Consider the following 5,700-nt stretch of genomic DNA (forward strand, 5'->3'; position numbering starts at 1 on the left):
ATCCCGGTCGGGCGGAACGCGAAGGTGGCGACTGTCGAGGAGGGGAGAAAGCTTGCACGCGAATTCATCGATCTCGGTGATCGGCTGGGAATGAAGGTCGAGTGTGCGATAACATACGGCGAGTCGCCTATCGGCCATGCTATCGGCGTCAACCTGGAGGTTCGCGAAGCGCTTTCGATACTTGAAGGCTCCAATGTTCCCGGTTCGCTTCTGCAGAAGAGCGTATCGATCGCGGGAATTGCTCTCGAGATGTCCGGAAAGGCCCAGATGGGCGAGGGGGCAGTAGTCGCCTGTGATCTCCTGAAGAACGGGAAGGCACTGGACAAGATGAAGCAGATAATCGAGATCCAGGGCGGCGACCCGAACGTGAAAGCTGAGAACATATTACCGGGCGGGAACTCGTTCGACGTGATGGCGCCGGAGAGCGGCTATGTCGTCGAGATGAACAACAAGGCGCTTATAACGATCGCGAGGTCCGCCGGGGCCCCTAACGACAGGGGTGCGGGGATCTATCTCCATAAAAAGAAGGGCCAGCGTGTTGAGAAGGGCGAGCCGATCTTCACCATATATGCCGACCGGGGGTGGCGGCTGGAGAAGGCGGTGGAGACGGCCAGACAGCTGATGCCTATTATCGTCGAAGGGATGCTTATCGACCGCGTCCCCTCGGGCTACTGGAGACCGGAGACAGAGTAAAACGGGAGTAAGGGGTTTTACCTGAAGTCCCCTATTTCCCATCCGAGATAGTCCCTGATGATGATGTAGGCCATCTCGGGGGGTATCGCACCTTTTTCGGTTATTATCAGGTCGACGAAATCTGCCGGAGTAACGTCGAACGCAGGATTTTTTATTGTGACATTCTCCAGATCTCCGGCGATCTTTTTGTCGAGCACCTCGGATGAATCACGCTCTTCGATCTTTATCAGGTCGCCGGCGATGGTCTTCGGGGCGAATTTGAATGTCTCCGCGGCGACCATCATCGGCACTCTTGCCTCGCGGGCAGCGAGTGCGATCTGGGATGTCCCGATCTTGTTTACCACGGCTCCGTTCACGGTAACCGCATCGGTTCCTGTGATGAAGAGATCGACCTTCTTCATGTAGAAGCGGGCGGCCGAGTCCACGATGAAGTTCGTTTTTATTCCTGCATCGTTTAACGCCTTAATAGTAAGAAGGCCCTGGTTTCTCGGCCTGACTTCGGTTGCATATACCTCCCTGACCTTCCCCTGCCTGTGCGCCTCGATTATGCACCCGATTGCGGCCTGCGAATTGCAGTGAGTCATGATCACGGCGTCTTCGGGGATGTGTCTTGCACCGATCTCCGCGATCTTCGAGAGTGCTTCCTTCGAGTCGCGAATGAATTCGATACTGCCCAGCCTCAGGGCCTCCCTCGCCTCGGCGATCGTGTTCGCGTTCCTGACATCCTTCATCACGATGTTGAGGGCGTTTGGGAGCGAGACCGCAGTCGGCCTTGTTGCAAGGAGAACCGCCGCAGCCTTCTCCAGTTCTTCTTTAAACTGCGGCAGTGCGAGTCCCCCGAGCTCTTCGCCATATTTGCAGAGTGCTTCCACCGCGGCTCTTGCAATGAGCGCCGCACCCCTGATCTCCATCGTCCTGATCTTTTCTGCTGTATCTTCAAGCGACATGTACCTAAAGATAAGATGACGGGAATCTAAATACAATTTACGAGAAAAATAGTTTCAGGCGGAGATATAATCGCTCTTCTTCAGGGTATTCTTCTCGAATTTTCCACTGAAATGAACGAAGACCGTTACAGGTTCTCCCGCCTGGAACTCACGAATTTTTTGATCGTATACCTTTCTTACAGGCTTAAGCCCGGATTCCGTGAAGTGGCGGAGTGCATCGTTGTAGAACTCGATCTCTTTTTCCAGGAAGGCCTTCTCGTATGCGATGGTCTCCTCTGCGGCTTTCATGCAGTCTTCGTCCGGGATATCGGTGTTGTATTCGCCGTGATCGTTTAGTCCTGAGATCTGCCTCCATGCAAGTTTTCCGTCTTCGCCGTATTCGCGGTGGAGCATGTAGGGATAGATCCTGCAAATGGAGAACCGTTCGTTGTAAATGGTGCACCTGTTCTCTTTTAGGAAGATACATCCTCCGTTCTCCTTCGTCTTAAGGGCGTAGCCGGAGACGTAGAAGTTCCCGTTTTGATCGCAGAGTTCGAAGAAGGGTGCCGGGACTATCGCATCCGGCCGGATTCTTCTGACTCTCTCGGTGTCTTCGTCGAGGAGAAACACATGCCCGTTGAACTCGTTCGTACAGCACCTGCCGCAGAGGGTGCAGGAGAACCCGACCTCTTTTATGACCGAGCAGAGCTCTTCGATGTCATATTCCTCAAGGAGCCGGAGCTCTTCTTCGAGTTCGCCTGTCTTCTTTTCAATTCCATTTATCGAGTTCACCGAGGCCAAGCTGCATCCTCTTAAATATCTGCTGAAATATTGTAGCGGCGTTCAGAAAAAAGGTGCTCTTCGCTAATATGTGTGGATATAAAAATCAAATTTGAATACCTTTGACAACCCCTCGCCGCGGGCCGCCGGTGCCGGGGTTGCCGCAGTAAGATATGTACGCAATACAGCAGTGCCATGTATGTAATATCCGAACGTATGTGAGGATGAGAAAATGCTTCGCATTTTCAGGCTCCGAATGTATGTGAGAATAATGCAAAAGGAGGGAATATATTCATACGACTTTCTTCTCAGAGAGCGGGGATTTGTAGTCGTCGAACCACAGGGCTTCCGGATTCCTCCTGAAACTCATGAACTTTCCTATGTCCTCCCATTCGGCCGACTGGTGGAATTTTAGATAAGTTCTTTCGTCATCCACGCCGACAATCGCGATCTTTCCGCATACATGCGACATCGCGAACGTGAACCTCTTGGCAAGCCCCGAGCAATTCATCTTCGCCTGTTCGAGAATGAAATAGCCCTCTTCCACGGGAACGACAAAATCCCTGTTGCCGAGTGTCGGACGGCACTGGAAGACATAGTATGGTGCGATACCGATGAATGACAGTTTCCTGGAGAGTTCCGCTATCGTCTCCGGGTTGTCGTTTATTCCGTGCAGGAGCGGAGTCTGGCTGGCAAATACCGCACCTGCATTCTGCAGGATGTTCACGGCTTTTATCGCCTGTTCCGTGAGCTCTCTTGGGTGGTTGAACTGCGTAATTATATAGATCTTTTTTCCTTCCGTGGAATACCTCCTGATAACCTCCGGGAGTTTTGTATCGTTTAATATCCTGTAAGGGTTGTATGCCGGGACCTTCGTTCCGATCCTTACAATCTGTACGTGGTCTATCTCCCTGATCCGTGCGATGATCTTTTCAAGCCTGTTCGTCGACAGGAACAGGGGGTCGCCTCCGCTCAAAAGGACATTCGTGATCTCAGGGTGGGAAGAGATGTATTCGAGGTCCGCATCGATGTCTCTTGCAACCTCACGTGCGCCCCCGTTCATAAAAATCCGTTTCCTGAAACAGTACCTGCAGAATCCTGCACACATGTCGCTTACGAGAACGAGTGCCGTCTGGTCGTATTTATGCTCCATTCCGGGCGCTACGATGTACCTCGCCTCCCCGGATGCGTCGAGCCTGCCCCATTCCTCGAGTTCGGCCGGGTCAGGAATCACGAGCTTTCTGATCGGGTCCGCAGGATCGTCCCAGTCGATGAGGGAGAGGTAGTACTCGTTCGACCGGAAAGCGAACTTCTTCTGCACCTCCGCGAGCTTTTTTTTCTCCTCTTCCGAAAGCCCGGGGACCTTTGTAATGTCCGTGACATACTTCGGGCTGTACATGTTGATCAGGTGTTGATCGCATATTTCATATTATACCTTTCCCCCGGTGACCGGATGATGATCCCGAATCCGGGAAAGAATGTTTTTGTATTATTTTCGATGTATCTCGTATTCGTATCCGCCTTTTAATTCTGTCCCGCTCCTTTCATATGCCTCAAGATACTGCCCGCAGTTGCTCCCGATAAGGTTCTCTTCAGGTTCGCCTATGCTCATGATAACGTCATAACCGGTATCTCTGAGTTTTTTTACAGGAAACATCTCCTGATCCGGGACATCTGTTCCATCCTCTCCGGGACGGATAAATGAATTGATTCCGTTTTCCAGCGCCCTGAAATTAGGATTGACAGGAGTGATCTTTACGAGGAATACATCCGGCGGGAAGTATTTCAGAAGAACTTCAGGATCTATCTCCATATTGTCCCCGAGAGCAAAGTTGAGTGTAATCTTCCGCCCTCCTTTGTCGAAAAACAACTCGCCGTATTCTTTCATTTTCTCAAACGACCATGTCTTTACGGGAATCAGCCACTCCCTCGCCACAGGATCCGTCGTATGGATCGAGAACTGGAGCTGGAATCTCTCCCTGTAATGTTCGTCTTTGATCTCAAGAAGCCGTTTGAAGAATCCGTCGCAGCCCTCGGGAGCGATTGTCGAGAGTGAAGGAATGAGGCCGGGAGCGTTGTACCTGTTTTTAAGTGACTCAAGGACATCGAGAACCGCCGGATTGAAAGCCGGCTCACCCATACGTGCAAACTGGATCTTGAATTTCTCAGCATCAACGTATCCCCCCGGAAACCGCTTTCCGACAAGATAGTCGATCTGTGCATAGATATCGTCGGCTGAAAGTTTCCCCCTGTATCCCCCTCCTGCATCACACATCCGGCACCCGACCGGGCACCCGAAGAGGCTGGATACGATCAGCACCCATTTCCGGCTGCGGGTGAAAGGGGGCTGGACTGATTCAACAAATTCGATCCTCCTTCCGTCATCAATTTCTGCAATGTATACGCGGGCGATATCCTCATTTCCCGCTTCGGCAATAATTTTCAGTCTGCATCCCCTCCCGGTCCTTTGCAGATCCTCATTGCAGCTGCAACCCCGTCACCTACTGATATTGCAGTCTGCCTGAGTATTCCGTTCCTGACATCACCTGCGAAGAAAAGAAGACCCGATCCTGTGAGCTCACTGGTTCGGCCGGAAATTTCGCTTGAAATAAAATCTGTGCAAGGATCTCTTCCTGTTGCAAAGATCATTAAATCCGCATCCATTTCGATATTCGATCCGCCGGATACGCATTGCAGCATTATGCCGTCCTGTGTCTTTACAATCCGGGAAATATTTGTATTCTCAAGATATGTGATATTCGGGCTGCCGACAGCCTCTTTGAACAAAATATCCAGGCATTTTCTCTTATCTCCCCTGTTGAGGATTAGAATTTCGTTCTTCGTGCAGAGGCTCAGTGCATAATCAAATGCGGCATCACCAGAGCCGGCTATGGCTACTGTTTTTTCTGAGAGGTCCCGGATTTGTGATGTGTCATGGTGAGTACAAGCCCGGGCATCGTTATCGATATGGCACCCGGGCTTTTTCGGAACTGTTCCCGAGGCGATGATAACCCTGTCGAAACGGTATGTTTCCGTCTTTGTCCTGATCAGGAATTCTTTTCCATCAAGATCAAGCTGCATCACCGTCTCCTGTTTCAGTTCATGACTACTTTTTTCAAATTGTTTCCTGAAAAGGTCTGAGAGTTCAGTACCGCTGATTCCGTCCGGAAAACCCGGGTAGTTCTCCACAAGGCGGGCGTTGGGCAGGAGACCCCCCGGTTTATTCTTCTCAAACACCACGGGTCTGATGCCGCACCTGCTAAGCTGAACTGCCGCCGCCATTCCTGCCGGACCCGCCCCG

At 51.6% G+C, this 5,700-nt stretch carries 5 protein-coding genes and 1 pseudogene; 1 reads left to right on the forward strand and 5 read right to left on the reverse strand.

Annotation, left to right across the window (positions count from 1 at the left end; genetic code table 11):
- Positions 1 to 693, forward strand: a pseudogene (locus tag METPAY_RS15515) (AMP phosphorylase); the annotation flags it as partial.
- A 17-nt stretch (positions 694 to 710) separates the two neighbouring features.
- Here METPAY_RS15515 and METPAY_RS09575 read toward each other — a convergent pair.
- From METPAY_RS09575 to METPAY_RS15140, 5 genes are all read right to left on the reverse strand, one after another.
- Positions 711 to 1,640, reverse strand: coding sequence for a ribose 1,5-bisphosphate isomerase (locus METPAY_RS09575; protein WP_048151818.1), 930 nt, complete (start codon positions 1,638 to 1,640; stop codon positions 711 to 713).
- Between the two features lie 54 nt (positions 1,641 to 1,694).
- Positions 1,695 to 2,411: a YkgJ family cysteine cluster protein gene (locus tag METPAY_RS09580; RefSeq protein ID WP_245611607.1), complete on the reverse strand. Its 717-nt coding sequence runs from the start codon at positions 2,409 to 2,411 to the stop codon at positions 1,695 to 1,697.
- Positions 2,412 to 2,691: 280 nt separating this feature from the next.
- The gene (locus METPAY_RS09585) at positions 2,692 to 3,798 is read right to left on the reverse strand and encodes a KamA family radical SAM protein (RefSeq protein ID WP_048151825.1); all 1,107 of its coding nucleotides are present in this window, start codon (positions 3,796 to 3,798) and stop codon (positions 2,692 to 2,694) included.
- 90 nt (positions 3,799 to 3,888) lie between these two features.
- A complete protein-coding gene (locus METPAY_RS09590; RefSeq protein ID WP_245611609.1) occupies positions 3,889 to 4,674 on the reverse strand; it encodes a radical SAM protein in 786 nt (261 codons plus the stop codon).
- 167 nt (positions 4,675 to 4,841) lie between these two features.
- The coding region (locus METPAY_RS15140) for an NAD(P)/FAD-dependent oxidoreductase (RefSeq protein ID WP_084600790.1) at positions 4,842 to 5,700 on the reverse strand (859 nt) is incomplete at its 5' end.

The organism is Methanolacinia paynteri (genome assembly GCF_000784355.1).
Classification (GTDB): Archaea; Halobacteriota; Methanomicrobia; order Methanomicrobiales; family Methanomicrobiaceae; genus Methanolacinia; species Methanolacinia paynteri.

Bases quoted from the DNA above. Each gene is read 5' to 3' on its own strand.
- METPAY_RS09590 (WP_245611609.1), bottom strand. From the start codon at position 4,674: ATGTGTGATGCAGGAGGGGGATACAGGGGGAAACTTTCAGCCGACGAT.
- METPAY_RS09585 (WP_048151825.1), bottom strand. From the start codon at position 3,798: ATGTACAGCCCGAAGTATGTCACGGACATTACAAAGGTCCCCGGGCTT.
- METPAY_RS09575 (WP_048151818.1), bottom strand. From the start codon at position 1,640: ATGTCGCTTGAAGATACAGCAGAAAAGATCAGGACGATGGAGATCAGG.